The organism is Dyella caseinilytica (genome assembly GCF_016865235.1).
Lineage (GTDB): Bacteria > Pseudomonadota > Gammaproteobacteria > Xanthomonadales > Rhodanobacteraceae > Dyella_B > Dyella_B caseinilytica.
This window is the reverse complement of record NZ_CP064030.1, coordinates 3363575-3382555: the sequence shown is the minus strand read 5'-3', so window position 1 is coordinate 3382555 and position 18981 is coordinate 3363575. Positions and strand designations below refer to the sequence as shown.

General features: G+C 59.1%; 22 protein-coding genes. 15 read left to right on the top strand and 7 right to left on the bottom strand.

The annotated features are described in order from the left end of the window. The first annotated feature begins 75 nt into the window (after positions 1-75). The 6 genes from ISN74_RS14880 to ISN74_RS14855 are packed head-to-tail and all read left to right on the top strand — an operon-like array spanning position 76 to position 3340. Positions 76-1236 carry an AI-2E family transporter gene (locus ISN74_RS14880; protein WP_229679301.1) on the top strand — a complete coding sequence of 387 codons (1161 nt, stop codon included), beginning with the start codon at positions 76-78 and terminating at the stop codon, positions 1234-1236. Then, positions 1233-1928 carry a DnaA regulatory inactivator Hda gene (gene hda, locus ISN74_RS14875; protein ID WP_188799958.1) on the top strand — a complete coding sequence of 232 codons (696 nt, stop codon included), beginning with the start codon at positions 1233-1235 and terminating at the stop codon, positions 1926-1928. The genes ISN74_RS14880 and hda overlap by 4 nt, the downstream gene beginning before the upstream one ends. 44 nt (positions 1929-1972) lie before the next feature. Then, positions 1973-2233, top strand: coding sequence for a DUF2164 domain-containing protein (locus tag ISN74_RS14870; RefSeq protein ID WP_229679300.1), 261 nt, complete (start codon positions 1973-1975; stop codon positions 2231-2233). A 21-nt stretch (positions 2234-2254) separates the two neighbouring features. After that, positions 2255-2641, top strand: coding sequence for a VOC family protein (locus ISN74_RS14865; protein ID WP_188799957.1), 387 nt, complete (start codon positions 2255-2257; stop codon positions 2639-2641). A gap of 11 nt (positions 2642-2652) precedes the next feature. Then, positions 2653-2979 carry an antibiotic biosynthesis monooxygenase gene (locus ISN74_RS14860; RefSeq protein WP_188800673.1) on the top strand — a complete coding sequence of 109 codons (327 nt, stop codon included), beginning with the start codon at positions 2653-2655 and terminating at the stop codon, positions 2977-2979. A gap of 25 nt (positions 2980-3004) precedes the next feature. Further along, positions 3005-3340, top strand: coding sequence for a VOC family protein (locus ISN74_RS14855; RefSeq protein WP_188799956.1), 336 nt, complete (start codon positions 3005-3007; stop codon positions 3338-3340). Here the strand turns inward: ISN74_RS14855 and ISN74_RS14850 are convergent. Next, complete coding sequence (locus ISN74_RS14850) at positions 3312-3632, bottom strand: hypothetical protein (RefSeq protein ID WP_188799955.1); 321 nt, start codon at positions 3630-3632, stop codon at positions 3312-3314. The genes ISN74_RS14855 and ISN74_RS14850 overlap by 29 nt on opposite strands. Positions 3633-3674: 42 nt before the next feature. Here ISN74_RS14850 and ISN74_RS21345 point away from each other — a divergent pair, with 42 nt between their 5' ends. Together ISN74_RS21345 and ISN74_RS14840 are read left to right on the top strand one after the other, a co-directional pair. Next, a complete protein-coding gene (locus ISN74_RS21345) occupies positions 3675-4052 on the top strand; it encodes a CHAP domain-containing protein (RefSeq protein WP_203546621.1) in 378 nt (125 codons plus the stop codon). An 8-nt stretch (positions 4053-4060) separates the two neighbouring features. Further along, positions 4061-4510, top strand: a complete 450-nt coding sequence (locus ISN74_RS14840) for a YqhG/Tai3 family protein (protein WP_188799954.1) — start codon at positions 4061-4063, stop codon at positions 4508-4510. A 139-nt stretch (positions 4511-4649) separates the two neighbouring features. On the opposite strand, the gene ISN74_RS14835 is transcribed toward ISN74_RS14840, so the two are convergent. Further along, entirely contained in the window at positions 4650-5453 is an 804-nt protein-coding gene (locus ISN74_RS14835) for an inositol monophosphatase family protein (protein ID WP_188799953.1), read from the bottom strand. Between the two features lie 144 nt (positions 5454-5597). Between ISN74_RS14835 and ISN74_RS14830 the strand changes: the two genes are divergently transcribed. Further along, positions 5598-6359 carry an RNA methyltransferase gene (locus ISN74_RS14830; protein WP_188799952.1) on the top strand — a complete coding sequence of 254 codons (762 nt, stop codon included), beginning with the start codon at positions 5598-5600 and terminating at the stop codon, positions 6357-6359. Between the two features lie 7 nt (positions 6360-6366). Here the strand turns inward: ISN74_RS14830 and ISN74_RS14825 are convergent, their stop codons facing one another. Further along, positions 6367-7686 (bottom strand): hemolysin family protein, encoded by a 1320-nt coding sequence (locus tag ISN74_RS14825; protein ID WP_188800669.1) that lies wholly within the window; start codon positions 7684-7686, stop codon positions 6367-6369. A 195-nt stretch (positions 7687-7881) separates the two neighbouring features. Here ISN74_RS14825 and ISN74_RS14820 point away from each other — a divergent pair, with 195 nt between their 5' ends. Together ISN74_RS14820 and ISN74_RS14815 are read left to right on the top strand one after the other, a co-directional pair. Beyond that, positions 7882-8511: a DUF47 domain-containing protein gene (locus ISN74_RS14820; protein ID WP_188799951.1), complete on the top strand. Its 630-nt coding sequence runs from the start codon at positions 7882-7884 to the stop codon at positions 8509-8511. Between the two features lie 57 nt (positions 8512-8568). Continuing rightward, the gene (locus tag ISN74_RS14815; RefSeq protein ID WP_188799950.1) at positions 8569-9693 is read left to right on the top strand and encodes an inorganic phosphate transporter; all 1125 of its coding nucleotides are present in this window, start codon (positions 8569-8571) and stop codon (positions 9691-9693) included. Here ISN74_RS14815 and ISN74_RS14810 read toward each other — a convergent pair. Beyond that, on the bottom strand, positions 9690-10094 hold the full coding sequence (locus tag ISN74_RS14810; protein ID WP_188799949.1) for a hypothetical protein: 405 nt from the start codon (positions 10092-10094) through the stop codon (positions 9690-9692). The two genes, ISN74_RS14815 and ISN74_RS14810, sit on opposite strands and share 4 nt — an antisense overlap. An 83-nt stretch (positions 10095-10177) precedes the next feature. Between ISN74_RS14810 and ISN74_RS14805 the strand changes: the two genes are divergently transcribed. Continuing rightward, on the top strand, positions 10178-10519 hold the full coding sequence (locus ISN74_RS14805; RefSeq protein WP_188800667.1) for an MGMT family protein: 342 nt from the start codon (positions 10178-10180) through the stop codon (positions 10517-10519). A gap of 97 nt (positions 10520-10616) precedes the next feature. Continuing rightward, entirely contained in the window at positions 10617-12431 is a 1815-nt protein-coding gene (gene recQ / locus ISN74_RS14800) for a DNA helicase RecQ (protein WP_188799948.1), read from the top strand. A gap of 182 nt (positions 12432-12613) precedes the next feature. Here recQ and ISN74_RS14795 read toward each other — a convergent pair whose 3' ends face one another. From ISN74_RS14795 to ISN74_RS14785, 3 genes are all read right to left on the bottom strand, one after another. Beyond that, on the bottom strand, positions 12614-12952 hold the full coding sequence (locus ISN74_RS14795) for a hypothetical protein (protein ID WP_188799947.1): 339 nt from the start codon (positions 12950-12952) through the stop codon (positions 12614-12616). A 136-nt stretch (positions 12953-13088) separates the two neighbouring features. Next, positions 13089-13433 carry an MliC family protein gene (locus ISN74_RS14790; protein ID WP_188799946.1) on the bottom strand — a complete coding sequence of 115 codons (345 nt, stop codon included), beginning with the start codon at positions 13431-13433 and terminating at the stop codon, positions 13089-13091. Between the two features lie 50 nt (positions 13434-13483). Then, positions 13484-13876 carry a thioredoxin family protein gene (locus tag ISN74_RS14785; RefSeq protein ID WP_188799945.1) on the bottom strand — a complete coding sequence of 131 codons (393 nt, stop codon included), beginning with the start codon at positions 13874-13876 and terminating at the stop codon, positions 13484-13486. Positions 13877-14076: 200 nt separating this feature from the next. Here ISN74_RS14785 and ISN74_RS14780 point away from each other — a divergent pair, with 200 nt between their 5' ends. Together ISN74_RS14780 and ISN74_RS14775 are read left to right on the top strand one after the other, a co-directional pair. Further along, positions 14077-14802, top strand: coding sequence for a cytochrome c biogenesis CcdA family protein (locus tag ISN74_RS14780; protein WP_188799944.1), 726 nt, complete (start codon positions 14077-14079; stop codon positions 14800-14802). Between the two features lie 177 nt (positions 14803-14979). Continuing rightward, on the top strand, positions 14980-18378 hold the full coding sequence (locus tag ISN74_RS14775; protein WP_188799943.1) for a hybrid sensor histidine kinase/response regulator: 3399 nt from the start codon (positions 14980-14982) through the stop codon (positions 18376-18378). The last annotated feature ends 603 nt before the right edge of the window (positions 18379-18981 follow it).

Below are 18981 nucleotides of genomic sequence, written 5' to 3'. Positions count from 1 at the left end.
TCGCAAGACTTTGAACAACCGACCATATCCGCCACACTAGGGCTGCTCTGCCCATCCGCTACCGATGAGCCCTTCGTGTCCATAAGCCAAGAGACATCCCGCCGCTGGCAGATGCTGGCGATCATCGTTGTCATCGGCCTGCTGGTGTGGCTGCTGGCGCCGGTGCTGATGCCTTTCGCCGTCGCGGCCATGCTGGCCTACCTGGGCGATCCGCTGGCCAATCGCCTGGAAAGGTTGGGCGTGGGGCGCACTCTCGCGGTAAGCATCGTATTCGTGGTGCTGATTCTTGCGATCGCCGCGGCCTTGCTGTTGCTGGTGCCATTGATCGTGCGCCAGATCGAAAACCTGGTGGACAACTTCCCACGCTATGTCGAATGGGGCAGGGACACCGCGCTGCCATGGCTGCAAGCCAAGCTGCATCTGGATCCCAACGCCTTCGATACCGACCGTCTGATGGCCGAGCTGAAAGAGCATCTCGGTTCGATTGGCAGTGTGATTGGCAGAATCTCGCGCTCCGGCGTCGGTGTGGTGATGTGGCTCACCAACCTGGTGCTGATTCCGGTCGTGTGGTTTTACCTGCTGCGCGATTGGGACCGCCTGGTGGCGTGGATCGATCGCATGCTGCCGCGTTCTGTCCAGCCCACCGTGGCGCATCTGGCGCGCGAATCGGACGCAGTGCTTGGTGCCTTCGTGCGAGGGCAGTTGTTGGTGATGCTGGCGCTGGCGATCTATTACGGCGTGGCGCTGACCTTGGTCGGCATTTCCGTCGGCCCGCTGATCGGCATGGTGGCGGGACTGCTCAGTTTCGTGCCTTACCTTGGCTTCATCACCGGCTTTGCCGCCGCAATCATTGCATCGCTGGTGCAGCACGGCGACTGGCCGCACCTGATCATGGTGATCGGCGTGTTCGTGATTGGCCAATTGCTGGAAGGCTACGTGCTGGTGCCGCGGCTGGTGGGTGAGAAAATCGGCTTGCATCCCGTGGCGGTCATCTTTGCCGTACTCGCTGGCGGCTATCTGTTCGGCTTCCTCGGCGTGCTGCTGGCGTTACCTGCCGCATCGGTGATCCTGGTGTTGCTGCGCTACCTCGCCGAACGCTACAAGATGAGTGATCTGTATACCGAGCAAGGACAACCTGACACTGTGATTGCCGACGTTGTCGTCAGCAAAGACAGCGATGGTGATTTGCATACTGAAACCCACGTTGCCCAAGGCGACGAACCGCATAAGACATGACCGCGCAGTTGCCGTTGAGCCTGCGTTGGCCGCGCCGCCAACGCTTTGAACATTTCTATCCGGCCGCCAACGCGGTGGCTTTGTCTGCCGTACAGGCGCTGGCTTTGCAGCCGGGCGCCGCGTGGCTTTACCTGAGCGGCCCTTCCGGCAGCGGTAAAAGCCACCTTTTACTCGCCGCGTGTCAGGCGGCGCATGGTGCGGAACGAACGGTGCAATATCTGCCGATGAAATCCTTGCACGATCATGCCGTGGCCATTCGCGGTGTGATGGGTAGCGAGTTCATCGCGCTGGATAATCTCGATGCCATCGCGGGTGATCGCGAGGCGGAGCACGCGCTGTTCGATCTTTACAACCGCGCCCGTGCCGAAGGCACGGCATTGATCTTCGCAGCCGAAACGGTGCCAACCCAGTTGCCGCTTACGCTGCCCGACCTGCGTTCGCGGCTTGGCGCTTGCACTCAGTTCGCCCTCAAGCCGCTGGAGGATGCCGAGCGCCGCGAAGTGCTGAAGAGTCAGGCCGCATTGCGTGGTATCGAACTGGATGACACGGTGCTGGATTGGCTGTTTGCGCGCTACGTACGGGATCTCGAGGCGCTGCTTGATCTGCTCGATCGGCTGGACCAAGCTTCGCTGGCTGCACAGCGGCGTGTCACCGTTCCCTTTTTACGATCGTTTTTGCGCGAGACGAGTTAGAAACTTTCAGACCGACATCTCCCTTTTTCTATCAGGACTGAGTGATGGATACGATGAACATCACATTTTCATCAGCTGAAAAAGAGGTGATCGTCAAAAAGATCAAACTCTATTTCTCCGAAGAGCTGCATCAACAGATTGGCAGTTTTGATGCAGAGTTTCTGCTCGATTTCTTTGCGAAGGAAATGGGCGCTTATTTCTACAATCGCGGCTTGTATGACGCGCAGGCAGCGATATCCCAAAAGATCGATGATCTTCACGACGCCATTTATCAACTTGAGCGGCCGACGGAGTTTCAGCGATGAATGAGAGACTTGGAGGGAAATATGCTCGACCATATCAGTATTTCCACCAGCGATTTTGAAAAGAGCAAAGCCTTCTACACCAAAGCGCTTTCCCCGCTGGGTTACGTGCTGCTGATGGAGTTTCCTGCTTCCGTCACTGGGCATACGGATGTCGCTGGATTTGGCGAGCCGCCGAAAGCGGATTTCTGGATCAGCAAGGGAGTGCCGAATAACCCGGCGGTTCATATCGCATTCCGCGCCGCCTCACGTGCCCAGGTGGATGCTTTCTACCAAGCTGCGCTTGCAGCCGGTGGTCGTGACAATGGCGCACCCGGACCTAGACCGCACTATCACGAGCACTATTACGGCGCGTTCGTGCTGGATCCTGATGGGCATAATATCGAGGCTGTCTGTCATTCACCGGAATGAGGGTGGCTGTCATGATCTGTCGCATCTGGCACGGTCGAACATCCCGAGAACGGGCTGATGAGTACACCGTCTTTCTGGAACAGCGTGCCATTCCCGATTACCGCTCGGTGCCGGGCAATATCGATGCGGCGGTATTGCGCCGGGATGAGGGCGATGTCACGCTTTTTCTGACGGTGACGCACTGGGTATCGGAGCAGGCGATTCGTGCTTTTGCCGGGGACGATCTTCTGAAAGCGAAATACTATCCGGAGGACGCAGATTTTCTTCTGGAGTTCGAGCTCGAAGTGCAGCATTTCGATGTTGCGGCCAAGCAAGCCTCGACATCATTTTCGACGTGATGCTTTCTTTGATGAGGTAACGGTCATGACGACGCCATTTCGTGCTTCGCGCGACATCATCATTCGCACCCACAACTGGGCAGAGGCGGTGTCGTTTTATGGATCGACGCTGGGTTTCCCGGAAGTGTATCGAGCCGAAAACATAGTCGGCTTCGATGTCGGTGCATTCCGCCTTTACGTTGAAAAAGGCGAAGCGCATGGCCCGGTGTTCGAGTATCTGGTACCCGATGTAGAGCAGGCCGTGCAGAAACTGGTTGCAGCTGGCTGCACGTTGGTGGAAGAAGATGTTTCCGTTCCGCGCTGCTACGTGCGCGATGCGTATGGCATGACGTTCAATGTTGGCAAGGCCGGCACATCGTAATATTGGTGTGGGCTTTTGATGGTTTCGTATACGCATTGAGTACATCGCGCCGCGGACAGGCGACGTTGATCGTTGCATCTGGTTTTACGCCGCTTATTTCGGCCTTAGTGCTAGTGATCGATACATCGATGCCGCCAATGACTTTGAATCCGGCTTTCTGCGCTTCACTGATGGCATATGCCCTGAAGTGATGAAGACAGCTGTGCTGGCCGTCAGTGGGATGGGTGTGAGTTGATTCTGACTGTGAAAAAAGAATCAGCTGATGGCTTTGATAAGCCTTTTTGCGCAGCATGAAAAGAGCGCAAGCTCTATACGCTTCCACACTCATTGATGATTGAGAAAAAAGACGATCGCATGCAGCGGTTCGTCAGCGGCCAGCTTTGCGGATAGCCATGTTGAATCGAAGAGCCTAGGGAAATGCGCGACGTATGTGCGCCGGGCGATTGAGTGGGGTGGGGTTTCACTCGGACGCACGCCTTCGGCCACAGATATGGGCTTGGCTTTGCAAGCTGCCGGGTTCTATGAAATTAACGGTTCACCACAAAAAGGCGATGTCGTCGTGATCCAGCCAGCTCCAGGCCATACAGACGGTCACGTCGCAATTTACGACGGCCAACACTGGATATCGGACTTCAAGCAATTGCATGGACTTTATCCCGGTCCTTCATACCGAAACTCTCAACCCTCTTATAAGATTTATCGACACGACTGAGGCTCGATATGAAGCGTCTACTCTCCGTTATCCTGGTCGCGCTGTCGTTACTTGCACCGTTGCAAGCCACATTTGCAGCGGGTGCGCCGATTGCGCCCGGGGAACGCGCTGTTGCGTTCTATACCTGGTTCATCGAACACGATACCGACACTTCCTATCCGCTCAAATTGCCGGTCATTGAGCAGTTCGTGACGACAGAGACGGTCGACAGGCTACGGGATGATTACGCGCGCTCTGGCCCTCCGGGAGGAGTCGACTATTTCCTGAAGGTCCAAGACTACGACAGTCGCGACTGGCTGACTCATATCGAAATGCACCCTACCATCACGTTGGGCGATGTCGCGGTGGTGCCAATTACGTTCGGATCAAAAGACAAAACCAGTGTCTTGGTGTTCATGCGCCTGATCGACGGCACCTGGAAAATCACCAAGATCGACGATACGAGAGATTATCGCTAACGTCCCCAACTATTCCCAGTCAGAACACCTTGGGCCTGAGCCTGGGTTGTTTAGCGATTTGATATTGCTGTTGCTCAACAACAGACAGACTAAGCGCCTAGAACATCGGCGCCTATCGTCTATTCGAAGCAGGGTGTGATCAAGCTCTCAGCAGCGAAGGCGTTGCATTGGCGCCGATCGCTTCCGTCATCGCCTTCACGATATGCAGATTGCCGGCGATGACGTTACCGCTTTCGGGGATGCCGTCGCGACCGGCGAAGTCGCAGTATTGACCACCGGCTTCGCGTACCAGCAATAGGCCGGCGGCCATGTCCCAGGGCTTGAGGCCTGTTTCGAAAAAGCCGTCGTAGCGGCCTGCGGCGGTGTAGGCCAGATCGAGTGCGGCGGAACCGGAGCGGCGGATATCTTCGGCCTGGGTGAGCAGGGCGCGGGTCATGGCGAGCTGCGCATCCAGGTGAGCACGCTGGCGGTAGGAAAAGCCTGTGCCGATCATCGCGCCGGTGAGGTTTTCGCGCTTGCCGACGCGGATGCGGCGGTCGTTGAGGTACGCGCCATCGCCCTTGCTGGCGGTGAACAGCTCGTCACGCAGGGGATCGAACACCACGGCGTAGACCGGTTCGCCCTTGTCAAGCATGGCAATGGAAACGCTGAAATGCGGGATGCCGCGCAGGTAGTTGTGGGTGCCGTCCAAGGGATCGATCACCCAGACCAGCGGCCCTTTGCCTATCGCGCCGCTTTCCTCGGCGAGGATGGCGTGGGTAGGGTAGGCGCGGCGCAGTTCCTTGACGATTTCAGCCTCGGCCAGCCGGTCCACTTCGGACGCAAAGTCCATGCGTTGCTTTTCAACGACGTTGAGGCCGTCGATGCGGTTCATGTAACGAAGGATCACGTTACCAGCGGAGCGCGCGGCGCGTACCGCGACGTTGACGGCGGGTCTGGTCATGGCTTTGGCTTGGCAAAAGAACGGGTTAGCGGCCGGGGATTCTAGCAGGTCGGGGGAAGGAGCGGGGACGGTGCTGGACTTTGCGCCCCCGTTGCCCATCCCACTCCACTATCCTTGCCAGCCTCAATCACGCCCTATCCCTGCATGACCACCGCTTCCGATCTCTCCAGCCACTTCCGTTTCGTTCTCGTTCGTACCTCGCATCCGGGGAACATCGGCAGCGCGGCGAGGGCCATGCGTACGATGGGATTCACCCGCATGGAGCTGGTTTCACCGCATCGCTTTCCGGACCGGGAAGCGTCCGCCCTGGCGGCGGGCGCGGACGACGTGCTTGATGGCGCGGGGGTTCATCAGGGGCTGATCGAAGGGTTGGCCGGTAGCAATCTGGCGTTCGGTCTCTCTGCGCGACGCCGCGGGGTAAACCTGCCCGAGCTGACGCCCCATGAGGCCGCTATGCAGGCGATGGCGGCGGCGCAGCGTGGCGAGCAGGTCGCGTTGGTGTTCGGAAACGAGCGCACCGGGCTGGAAAACGAGGAGCTGGCGCGTTGTCACGCCATGGTTCGCATTCCCAGTGTGGAAGATTTCAGTTCGCTCAACCTGTCACAGGCTGTGCAGGTGATGGCTTACGAACTGCGTGTCGCCTTGCTGGGCGAAAACATTCCGACACCACCGCCTTTACACGACGAGCCACCCGCGGATGCCGCGCAGATGGAGCGATTCTTCGAGCATCTGGCGCAGATGCTGGACGACATCGATTTTCATAAGGGACGCGCGCCAACCACCATCATGCTGCGTTTGCGCAAGCTGTTTCAGCGTGCGCAGATGGATGAGCGTGAGTTGCGCATGTTGCATGGGATTTTCGCCGATGCGCAGCGCATGGCGCGATTAGCGAAAGGTGAGAAATAAGCGGTCGTTATTGCTCGTCATCAGCTAATTCAATCCGCGGCGCGGGCGTTACCAACAGCTTGTCGATGCGCGCGCCGTCCAGATCCACCACTTCGAAACGGATGCCGCGCCACGCGAACACTTCACCGGTCTGCGGAATATGTCCAAGAGCTGCCATCACCATGCCTGCGGCGGTGCGGAAATCGTGCTCGTCTTCGCCGGGCAGATGATCCAGGTGCAGCAGTTCGCGCAGATCGTCGGTGGAAATCGAGCCATCGACCAGCCAGCTGCCGTCTTCGCGCTGCACGATCGGCAGGCTTTCCTCGTTGCCATGGCCAAGCTGGCTGGCGCCGACGACGGCAGCGAGCAGATCGTTCAAGGTGACGATGCCGTCGATATCGCCGTATTCATCCACCACCAGCGCCAGCGGTGTTTCGGCATCACGGAATTCTTCGAGCAAGTCCAGCGCGCGGGCGGTGGCAGGCACATAGAGCGGCTTGGCCAAGGTGCGGAATAGGTCCGGCTTGCCGCTGGCAATGCCGCCGAGCAGGCTTTTTACTTCGACCACACCGACGATATCGCTCTCATCGCCGCGATAGACCGGATAGCGCGAATACGGCGTTTCCCGCAGCACCTCGATGTTCTCCGCGAGCGAGGCATTCATGTCCAGCCATGCGATACGCATGCGTGGTGTCATCACGCTGTCTACCGTGCGGTCCCCCAGGCGCAACACGCGGTTCACCATCGCCTGCTCGTCGGCATCAAGCACACCTTGTTCGGTGCTTTCGGCGACCAGCAGGCGGATCTCTTCTTCCGTGGCAGCGGTATCGCCGCGGTCCTGCACGCGCAGCAGTTTCAACAGCAGGCTGCTGGAGCGGTTGAGCAGCCACACGAACGGCGCCGTAGCGCGCGAGAGCACCAGCATGGGCATGCCGACGATGCTGGACACCTTTTCCGGAGCGGACAGCGCCAACCGCTTGGGCACCAGCTCACCGACCACGATCTGGATAAAGGAAATCACCATGAAGCCCAGCACGGTGCCGATGATCCGCGTGTAAGGCGCCAGCCAGGCGATGCTGCCGTCATGCAGCAAGTTAGCGATATGGGAGCCGATGGCGTCGCCCGCTACTGCGCCGGTAATCAGCATCACCAGGGTAATGCCCACCTGGACGGTCGACAGGAAGTGTTCGGGCGCCTCGGCGTGGCGCAGGGCAATCTTGGCGCGCCGGCTCGTGCGAGCCATCTGCTTGAGGCGGCTCTTGCGAGAGGCGACCAGCGCCATTTCCGATAGCGCGAAGAAACCGTTGCACAGGGCGAGGACGAGGACGAACGCGAGTGTGGTCAGCATCGCGACGGAGGATGGGATGCGGGCATGGCCTAAAGTGTAAGGCACGCCGGGTGGTCCGGGGTGTGGGGGATGCTCAGATCCATGCCAAGTGTGGAGAAAGGATCAGCCCCTCCCCTGGTGGTGCGGTGCGACAGGGGCCTCCTGTAACATGCGCGAAATAATTGACCCCTCCAAGCGCCCCAGGGCCCTATTCGCATGTTTTCACTCCAGACGATTTTCGGTAAAGGCGACAAGTTCTACGGACTGCTTGAACAGAGCGCCGATGCCGCCCGCGAAAGTGCCAAGGCGCTGCATGAACTGGTGACCCAGCCTGACCGAGCCCCGATCATGGCGGCCTTTGCCGCCGCCCGGGCACGGGAGAAGGCGCTAGCCGGCCAGATCAGCGAAGAGCTGGTGAATACCTTCGTCACGGCCCTGGACCGCGAGGACATCGAGGCGCTCAACACCTCGCTCTACAAAATCCCCAAGAGCATCGAGAAGTTCGCCGAGCGCTACGAGATCGTCGTCGGCCGCCTGGCTGGCGTGGATTTTGGTCAGCGCACCCTGGTGCTGGCGCGTGCGACCGAGGTGGTGGCCGAGATGATCGGTGAGCTGCGCAACGGTCTGCGCATCGACCCGGTCAAGAAGCTTCAGGATCGCCTGCAGACGCTGGAGTCGGAAGGTGACCGCATGCTGCTGGCGCCGTATCGCACGCTGTATCTGGAAAGTGACGATGCGATGCGCGCCATGCTGGCGAAGGATCTTTTCGAGCTGCTTGAGAAGGCCATCGACAAATGCCGCGATGTCGGCAACATCGTTTATTCCATCGTGTTGAAGAACTCCTGAGGAACCGGCCTTGCACGCTCTCCTTCATGCATGGCGCATTCCGACGGGATTGAACGCATGAGCCTAGGCCTGGTCATTGCGGTCGTGCTGATCGCGCTCATCTTCACCTACATCAATGGCTTTCACGATACGGCGAACTCCATCGCCACCGTGGTTGCGACCAAGGTGCTGACGCCGAGCCAGGCGGTACTGCTGGCGGCGATCACCAACATGGTTGGCGCGCTGTGGGGCACGGCGGTGGCCGCGACGATTGCTGCCGGCATCGTCAACACCGGCGTGGTGGAGGCGGGGTCACAGCTGCTGATTTGCGCCTTGCTGGCCGCGATCGTATGGAATCTGATCACCTGGTGGCTTGGTCTGCCTTCCAGTTCCAGTCACGCGCTGGTGGGGGCCTTGGTCGGTGCGGCGATGGCCGAATCCGGCGGGCGCCTTGCGGCGGTCGTCTGGGCGCAAGGGGGAGTGCATTGGTGGGAAGGGAAGGGCGTGTTGCCGAAAGTGGTCGTGCCGATGGTGGTGTCGCCGATCATGGGTTTCGTGCTCGGCTTCGCGCTGATGGGCGGTCTGTATGCGCTGCTCTCGTGGCTTGCCAGTCGAAAGGGCTTTCTGCGTTATCTGGGACGTACGCCATTCGTGAACAGCTTCTTCGGCAAGGCACAGATCTTGTCGGCCAGTGCGATGGGCTTGGCGCACGGCATGAACGATGCGCAGAAGAGCATGGGCATCATTGCCCTGGCACTGGCGAGCGCGACGGCGGCTGGGGATTTCGACAGCGTCCCGTCATGGCTGTCATTCCTGCGCATCCATGAATCCACGGCAGGTGGCTTTGTGGTGCCGCACTGGGTGGCGGTGGTGTGTGCGCTGACCATGGCAGCCGGTACCGCCGGTGGTGGCTGGCGCATCATCAAGACGCTCGGTCACAAAATGGTGAGGCTGCATCCGATCAATGGTTTCGCGGCGGAAGGCAGTTCCGCACTAGTGATTCTTTGTGCGTCGATGTTTGGTCTGCCGGTATCGACCACGCATGTAGTGTCTTCGTCAATCATGGGCGTGGGTGCGGCCAAGCGTTTCAACGCGATTCGCTGGTCGGTGGTGGAACGCATGGTATGGGCGTGGATTCTTACCTTGCCGGTAACCGCCCTGATCGCATACGGATTCGTCTATCTGGCGCAGCAGTTCGGTTAAAAGCTATCACCACCGCTGACGATGGCCTGCTCAAGCTGGTCGCCGAGGCTACCCAGTTCACCGATCAATCGCCGCAGCTCCAACTGGTTGAGCAGCTCGTAAGGGCGGTTCTCGCACAAATGCAGGAACGGCGAGCCGTCCAGGTCGGCCACGGCGAGGAAACCGTTGCGCTGTTCCCAGTTGAAGCGCAGGCAGCGCTTGGGGTCGATGCCCGAAAGCGGGCCGATGGGTGTGGAGATACGCAGGTAGCGGCGCCCGATCTCATCCTCCAGCTCCGCCAGATAGATGCCCTGATGACGCCCATGCGGCAGGCTCAGGTCGAAGCTGATCAGGTAGGGATCGTTCTGCCGCAACGTATGCAGACCGCCGATCAGCGAACGCACGGCTTCGAAATGATGCATACGACCACTCCCAACCGGACAAGGGACGCGGAACGATGGATGGCTGGTACTCTGCCACGATGGAGCCGTGGGTGCACGCTGTCATGAAAGCGGAATATTTGAAGGTTTTCCAAGCCATCGCCGCCATTCCTCCCGGCCGGGTAGCCAGTTATGGCGCGATCGCGGCGCGCGCCGGTCTGCCTGGGCGCGCCCGCCTGGTTGGCCGGTTGCTGGGTGAGGTCCCGGACGGCATGACACTGCCGTGGTTTCGCGTGTTGCGCTCCAGCGGCCATATCGCCATGCCGCCGGGCAGCCGCGGCTTCCGCGAGCAATGCCGGCTGCTGCGCGCCGAGGGCGTGGAAGTGAAGAATGGGCGCGTGCCGCTGTCACGTTTTGGGCTGGACGCAGATGTGGACCGCGCGTTGTGGGGCATACCCGGCAAGTAGCCACTGCCATCTCCTTCTCTCTCTCGGGCAGAAGGTCGGGATGAGAGGCCACCTTGCGAAAGTGAAGCATTGAAGGCGGTTTGTTAGCATTGCAGGGATGCCCGCCACTCCCCTCGATATTCTCCAGAGCGTCTTCGGTTACGCCAGTTTCCGCGGTCCACAACAAGCCATCGTCGAGCACGTCGCCGAGGGCGGCGATGCCTTGGTGCTGATGCCGACTGGCGGCGGCAAATCACTGTGCTACCAGATTCCAGCTTTGTTGAGGCAGGGCACCGGTATCGTGGTGTCACCGCTGATTGCGCTGATGCAGGATCAGGTGGATGCCTTGCGGGAGGCGGGCGTTTCCGCGGCCTACCTCAACTCCAGTCTTGATGCGCAAGCGCAGCGTGAGGTGGAGCGCCAACTGCTGGCGGGCGAACTGAACCTGCTTTACGTAGCGCCGGAACGTTTGCTGACCTCGCGCTTTCTGGATCTGCTCGAACGCACGGAAGTGGCCTTGTTCGCCATCGACGAAGCGCATTGCGTATCGCAATGGGGACACGATTTCCGTCCGGAATACCGCGAGCTGACGATCTTGCATCAGCGTTTTCCGCAGATGCCGCGTATCGCGCTCACCGCCACCGCCGATCCGCGCACGCGCGAGGAGATCGTCGAGCGACTGGCCTTGCAGGATGCGCGCCGTTTCGTATCCAGCTTCGATCGTCCCAACATTCGCTATGCGATTGCCCTGCGGCATAACGCACGCAGCCAGTTGCTGAGTTTTCTGGACGGCCATCGTGGCGATGCGGGCATTGTCTATTGCCTGAGCCGGCGCAAGGTGGATGAAACAGCCGCTTGGCTGTCAGAGGCTGGGATTGAAGCGCTGCCCTATCACGCGGGTCTCGATGCTGCGACGCGTGCGGCCAATCAGCAACGTTTCTTGCGCGAAGATGGCGTTGTGATGGTGGCGACGGTCGCATTCGGCATGGGCATCGACAAGCCCGATGTGCGCTTCGTAGCGCATCTTGATCTGCCGCGCAGCATGGAAGGGTATTACCAGGAAACGGGTCGCGGCGGTCGTGATGGCCTGCCCGCGGATGCCTGGATGATTTATGGCTTGTCGGACGTGGTGACGATGAGCCAGATGATTGCGCAATCAGAATCAGGCGACGATCGCAAACGCGTCGAGCGCGCGAAACTGGATTCGCTCTTGTCGTATGCCGAAGCCACGCAATGCCGTCGTGAACTGCTGCTGTCGGCCTTTGGCGAAGATTTTCACGGCCCCTGCGGCCATTGCGACAATTGCCTGGAGCCGCCGAAGACCTGGGATGCGACTGTTCCTGCGCAGAAAGCGCTTTCGGCGGTGTACCGCAGTGGTCAGCGCTTTGGTTCGGGACATGTGATCGATATTCTGCGCGGCATCGATGGCGAGCGCATGAGCCAACTGGGTCATGATCGTCTTACCACCTTCGGTATCGGCGCCGACATGGACGAGAAGCAATGGCGCTCTGTATTTCGCCAACTGCTGGCTGCAGGATTGTTGGCGACCGATGCGGAAGGTTTTGGCACCTTACGTCTTACCGCAGCGAGCCGTGATGTGTTGGTCGGCAACCGCAAGATTCATATGCGCGAGGAAACACGGCCGGCGCGCAGGGCCTCGCGTCGTCGCGATAGCCAGTTGGTGACCGGGGCCAGTCTCGGTATCGAAGCATACGAACAGCCGCTATGGGATGCGCTGCGAGCCTTGCGCGCGCGTCTGGCCAAACAGCACGGTGTGCCGGCGTATGTGATCTTTCACGACGCCACCTTGCTGGCGATGCTGCGAGCGATGCCGGAGAACGAGGACGATCTCGCTGGCATCAGCGGTGTGGGTGAAGCGAAGCTGAAACGCTACGGGCGTGATTTTCTGGATGTGATCAATGCGAACGAGTGAGCTTCATCGACGATGAAGCTTGGATGTACTTTTCACCTGTTTTTCGGATGCTGCATTTTACCTCAGCGTCATTCCGGCGAAGGCCGGAATGACGCTGAACCAGGGCAGCGATTGCGCCGCACGTTTTGGATCTTCAAAAAGAGTGTCGTATAGACAATGACGACAACAAGGGTCGCGACCAATCATCCATGATCGGTCACGCCACGGCTCGGGCGACTCAGCGTGCGGCGCGAATGGCGCAGCCGCGTAGCGCTGGAATCGGCTCCGTTTGATCTGAAAGTGGTGGTGGCGCGATTCAAGCGTGCGTGCGGCAGGGCAGGCGCTTCGGCCAGATAGCGCCATTCGCTCAGAAACGGCGGCAATTTAGCCTGGGGCCAAGCCATGCGCAGCGCATCCAGCGCTGCTTCGGCGGAATCGTGACGCGCCACTTCACGCGCCTCGATCAGCGAACGCCAGCGGTGACCGTGCCGGACAATCCGGAACAAACCACGGCTGGAGGGAAAAACGTACTGCGACATCATCGGGAGATACTCCACATCCGATGATGAAAGCATGCCAAACGTCGATGACGCGGCGATTATTTCTGTGCGTCATTCCGATGGCGCGCCGCGGTCGGCTAGATGACGGATGTGATCGGCTTGTTAGCGCGATGTGAATTTAGCCCGCATGACATCTAACGCCCGTCGCGCTGGCGATGGTCTCCCCGGCCGCCAGCGGCGCGAGCGTGCCGTCGCTCATGCCCTTCGTCCACCATTGCCAGCCATCGCCTATATAACGGGCTCCATCGGCGGATATCGCGATATGCAAGGTGTGCGTGTTGCCTTCGATGATGACCAGGGCGGTGTTGGTGTCGGGATACGACGCCTTGATCACTTGCCCGTCGCTGCAGGCATAACTGATCCAGTTGGGCGCGGCGCTGGCATGTGCATGATCGGCCGATGATGTGGCGCAACCTGCCGATGCCAGGGTGAACGCTGCCGCAATGAGGCTATGAATACGCATGGCTCGCCCTCGTCAAAAAATGACGGGGCCAGCATAAAGCAGCCGCTTGCTCAGGGCATCGCCGACTTCGCCAACGATTCGATCTGTGCGGGATCCGTGACACCAACCAGTCGGCCGGTTTCCTTGCTGCCATCGAACGCGATCAAGGTGCTCTGCGTGGCGATACCTAGCGCCCTCTTTTCGGCATCCTGGTTGTCGTAGTCCAGCCTCAAGATCAACAGCTTTTCAAAAGCCGGATTCTTGGCCATGGCCTCAATGGTCGGTGCCTGCTTGCGGCAAGTTGGGCACCAGGGTGCATAGGCGTCTACCAGGATGGACTTGCCAGCCGACTGCGCTGCCTTGAGCGCTGCGGTGGTGAAGGGCTGTATGGGCTGTGCCATCACGGGTGCGCTGAATGCGAGGCCGAACAGGCACAACGCGGAAAGCTTGCGAAGGGCGGACATCGTGAACTCCTTGCGTGATCTCTCTCAGCTATTCGTCAATGCCAGCAGGATGGTTACACCGGGTAACCAGCGTGATTATCGCAGCGAATAGGAGTGCAGAAGCTGTCGTGCCATCGCACGGGGCGCGCAGAAAAGGAACGAGTAATGCTCCGGAAAGTCATACCCTGCAAACATCGCGACGTGTGCTCAGGCGGTGCGTCATGAGCGGCAATTTGAATCCACTGGTCGCTTATCTGGCGGGTGTGCTGACCATCTTGTCGCCCTGCGTCATTCCGCTGGTGCCGATTGTGCTGGGGAGTGCTGCGCAACGACACCGCTGGGGGCCGTTGGCACTCGCGGCTGGGTTGGTGGTGTCGTTTACCCTGGTGGGCTTTGTCACCGCGACCGTCGGTGCATCGATCGGCCTCAATGGCGAGACGATTCGCCGATGGAGTGCCGTGCTACTGATACTGGTTGGCCTGGTGCTGCTGGTACCCAGGTTGCAACACCTTTTCGAGCATATCGCCAGCCCGCTTGCCAACTGGGCCGCGGGTCATCAGGAACGGCTGGAACGCTTTGGGCTTATCGGACAAGCGGGTATCGGCGTCTTGCTTGGGCTGGTATGGAGCCCATGCGTGGGGCCGACGCTAGGCGCAGCGATTGTGCTTGCTGCCCAGGGCAGCAGCCTTGGACAGGTCGCTTTGGTGATGATGGCGTTCGCTGCCGGCATCGCCACTGTGTTGCTGGCCGTAGCGTTTGCAGCGCAGGGCTTGCTTGCGCGCTGGCGGGGCAAGCTGATGAGCGCAGGGGCGCGTGGCAGGCAGATATTTGGTGTGCTGATGGTGCTGGTCGGCATTTTTATCGTGACAGGTGTGGACCGACATCTGGAGGCCACGCTGGTCGGCGTATTGCCGGACTGGATGACAACCCTGTCCACGTCGTTTTGACACTGGGCCGTGACATTCGACTGCCTTGCTGCAATTGGGCTAGATTCCAGGAATGCGTTGCTCAATGCTTCATAACATTGATCAGCACACCTCCAGGTGCTATTTCATTTTCCAATCTGGTAAGCAGCCGGGAAGTCGATGGATCGGACCCAATCCAGACAAGTACCGAATAGCGGTATGCGCACTGAGGTCAGCCCGGAAGGGCGTGAACTATCCGCCTTGCGCCGCCATCAACGTCACCTGCTTTACGGCGGGGGATGCCTGCTTACATTGCTCATTCTGCTCGCCGCGGTAAGCAGTGTTCTTTCGGGTATCAATCATTACCACGCGCAACAGCGCGGCGTGTTCCAGGATGGCCAGGAAGCTATCGATTATTTCCTCACCCAGCGCGACAGGGCCAACGCAAACGGTATCAATGTCAGCGATACGGTGTGGGGCACCCAGCGGGATTTACTGCTTAAGCTAGGAACTCCGATCGCACGTGATTTTCTGGCGCAGGGACAGCAGGCGCTGATTACCGCCCCTAACAAAGTTGCCGTGCCCTGGTTGACGCTTGGTCTCGGCGCGGATGCGATGCAGCCGGACCAATTGGCCGCCTATCTGGGGTTGATCCATGAATACTCCGCCTACAGCGCGGCGACTGTTGCATTTGTGCAGTCGACCGGAAAACTGAGTGCCTATGTTTACAACCCGTCTGGAAGCTTGCTTGCGGTGGCGGGTTTTCGTGATGAGGCGCAATTGCTCAGCGCCCTGAAAGTTTCCAGTCGCGAGAAAGCATTCGCTGCGCTGATGCGTGGCGAGTCGCGCATTCGAAAGACGGCGTCCCCTCAAAAAGGTGCAATAGGCTCAGGCGACGGACGAGTGGTGTCTTACTACGGCCTGAACCCTTTTAACGGTGAGCCCTCGCTGATCGGCGTTATCACGTTTATGGATGAGGGCAACGTATATATTCGCCGCGTAATCCTGGAACCGATAGCTATCCTCAAGCAGCGTTTGATAGCCGAGACGCCGGGGGCTTTTGCGATATTCACGCATGATGGGGACGTTGTGCTGGAGGCAGATATGTCTCCCTTGCTTCATCAGGCAGAACTGTTCCCGCTGCTGCAAAGCCGCTCGCTTTGGAAAGACACTCTGCTGGCACCTGTGCTGATGCGGGAGCATGGCATCTACATGATTGCCGGTCCGCTGCGTGGCGTGGACTGGACCATGGTGCATATGTACAGCTGGCGCGACGTGGTGGCTGCTGAGAGTTCTCATGCAACCAAAGTCGCGGCAATGACCTTGTTGATTCTGGCGGTGCTGTGGGCCTTGCTATGGCGCATAGATCGCCGGGTGTTTGTGCCGGCCCTGGAAGGTGCTTCCCGGGTCTACGAAAGCGAAGCGCTGAATCGCACCATCATCGAGACGTCGCCCGTAGGGCTATGTCTGCTCGATCCGGAATCAGGCAAGTCGATTCTGCAGAATGACGTGGTGCGACATGTCCTTGGTACCGATGACGTTGCCGAAACCGAAGCACTGTTTAGGCAGCTTATCGCGCGCGTAAAAACACTTGGTGACGCTGAGTCACACGAATTTCCGTGGGTGCTTGAATTACCGGAAGGTCGCGCTCGGCACCTGCAGGTGGCCATATCGGCAGCGCATTACCGAAATCGTGCTGTGCAAGTGTGCGCATTGCGCGATATCACTGCGCAGACCGAACTGGAGGACAACCTGCGCCGTGCGCGGCGCGATTCCGAACAGGCGCGTGCCGCAGCGGAATCGGCGAGTCGCGCGAAAAGCAATTTCGTGGCGACGATGAGTCACGAGATACGCACGCCGCTAAATGGTGTACTTGGTCACCTGGAGTTGCTGGGGCGGACCCCTTTGGAGCCATCGCAGCGTGAGCGGCTGGGTCGCATTCGCCTGTCTGCAGATGCCTTGCTCGCGATCATCAGTGACGTGCTGGATTTTTCGCGGATCGAGGCCGGTCAGCTGGATATCGATCCGGTGACTTTTCAGTTGCGCCCGCTCATCGAGCAGGCGGCGCTGCTGTACGCGCCAGCGGCACAACGCAAGGGCGTAAAACTGTACTTCGCCGTCGAGGCTGGATTGGCGGCGAGTTATGTGGCGGATGTGCACCGTATTCGGCAGATGCTCAATAACCTGTTGAGCAACGCGGTGAAATTCACCGAGTCAGGACGAATCATTCTGCGTGTTACCAAGGGAAATGCTGTTTCCCAAGCTCAGCTGTGGCTGCGGTTCCAGGTGATCGATTCGGGCATCGGCATGACCGCTCAGCAGCTTTCCCAATTGTTTGAGGCTTTTTCCCAGGCCGATGCCAGCATTGCCCGTCGCTATGGCGGCAGCGGCCTGGGCTTGGCGTTATGTCGTCAACTGAGCCAGCTCTTGGGAGGTGACATCTACGCTGAAAGCACAGAAAGCGTGGGCAGCGTCTTCACGCTGGATCTTCCCGTCGATCCGGTGGATGTGCCAGCTGAAAAGCTTGAACCCCTGCGTGGTCGTCGACTTGCGCTTCTCTCCGCAGCACCGGAATGGCGCACTGAAATCGGATCACTGCTTTCCGCGTGGGGCGCAACGGTTACCGTCGCGGCACAGCCTGGTGACCTGCTGACGGAAGCCACTCATGTGGACGAGGTACTGGTGACTTTCGGTGCGTCAGGTACGTGGGACGAAGACGATGAGCGGGCACTCATCGCGCGGTACCAGCACGTGGTTCGCGCCTATGCAGATGGACCGCTCGTGCCGGAGTTGCGCGATAACATCACTTTCGTTTCCTGCTACGACACCCAAGCCTTGTTATCGGCTCTTCAGGCGAAGGCGAGAGCTACGATCACGCATCCGATGCACGCTGAACCCCAGCGTCCGTCGGCCCGTGGCAGCCGTGGCAGGATTCTTCTGGTCGAAGATAATCCGGTCAACCGCGAGCTGATCCAGCAGCAGCTGCAGGAGTTGGGTTTTGAGGTTGACGCTGCCGAAAATGGCGAGGCGGCGCTCGTCAAATGGATTCCCGGTAAATATCTGGCAGTGCTCACCGACATCAATATGCCACAGATGAACGGTTATGACCTGGCGCATCAGCTACGTGCGCGTGACAAACATTTATCCATTCTCGCGATTACTGCCACGGCTCTGGCCAGCGAAATAGCGCGATGCCGGGAAGTTGGTATTTCGGATGTGCTGCTCAAGCCGCTCACGCTGGACAGCCTGGACGATGCACTGAGCCGTTACGCCCCCAACGGCATCGAGATAACGCCGCACGCGACGCCTTCGCCAACCGCAGGCAAGGTCTTTCCGGCACATGTTCGACGCGTGTTCGTGGACAAGGGGATAAGCGATTTGATCGCCTTGCGCGACGCCATGGCGAAGCACGACACCCAGGCCTTGATCGATATCATCCATGGCTTCAAGGGGGCACTGCTGATGCTGGGTGAATCCGATGCCGCCAACGCTTGCTCGGTGTTGGAATCAAGGCTGCGCGAGGAAGATGCCTACGCGGTAGAAGGTGACCTGCCGCGGTTGCTGGAAACCCTTGATCATGTGGTCCATCGTTTCGAAGCGGATCTCTCCGAGTCATGAAAGCTCATGCACATGACGAGATTTAGGGCGCAGACTCCGGTCGAGGTTGATTCGCTGGTTTCGTCTTAAGTTAAGAACGGTCCGATAGTGGCGATAAGGCCAGATGGTTACATTGACGTGCGCCGCCCAGATTGCTTGCCTTTACGCGGACAATTTCTGTCAGATCGCAGGAAGTTTGCTTTCCTCCGACATCTAGCGCGTCACATGGGCGCGCGATGATCTGGTCGCTTCATTCGATTTCATGGCTAGTCTGCTCAAAGCACGATGCCTAAGTGTGGGCATCGGTACGTCTTTGCACCTCACTATTCGGCTGAGTCTGATGGCACTCTAGGCCTGTAAAGTTACGCTTACATCACGTGGCGTTTGGTTCAGCGTTCAGCGCAAACAAGTGAGTGGAAGGAAGTGAAAGAGTCTAATGAAATGGAAGTCGACTCGCTCCTGCTGGGCTTCAGTGATCTAAGTGAAGCGCAGCAAGCGGTGTTTCTGGAAAGCTTGAATAGATATTTATTCGTTTCGCCAAGCAGACGTCGTCAGTTACGCCTGTGCTGGAAAAAGTCCTGTCAGCATACGGATGAAAACACGAGCGGAGATATGCGTGATTCC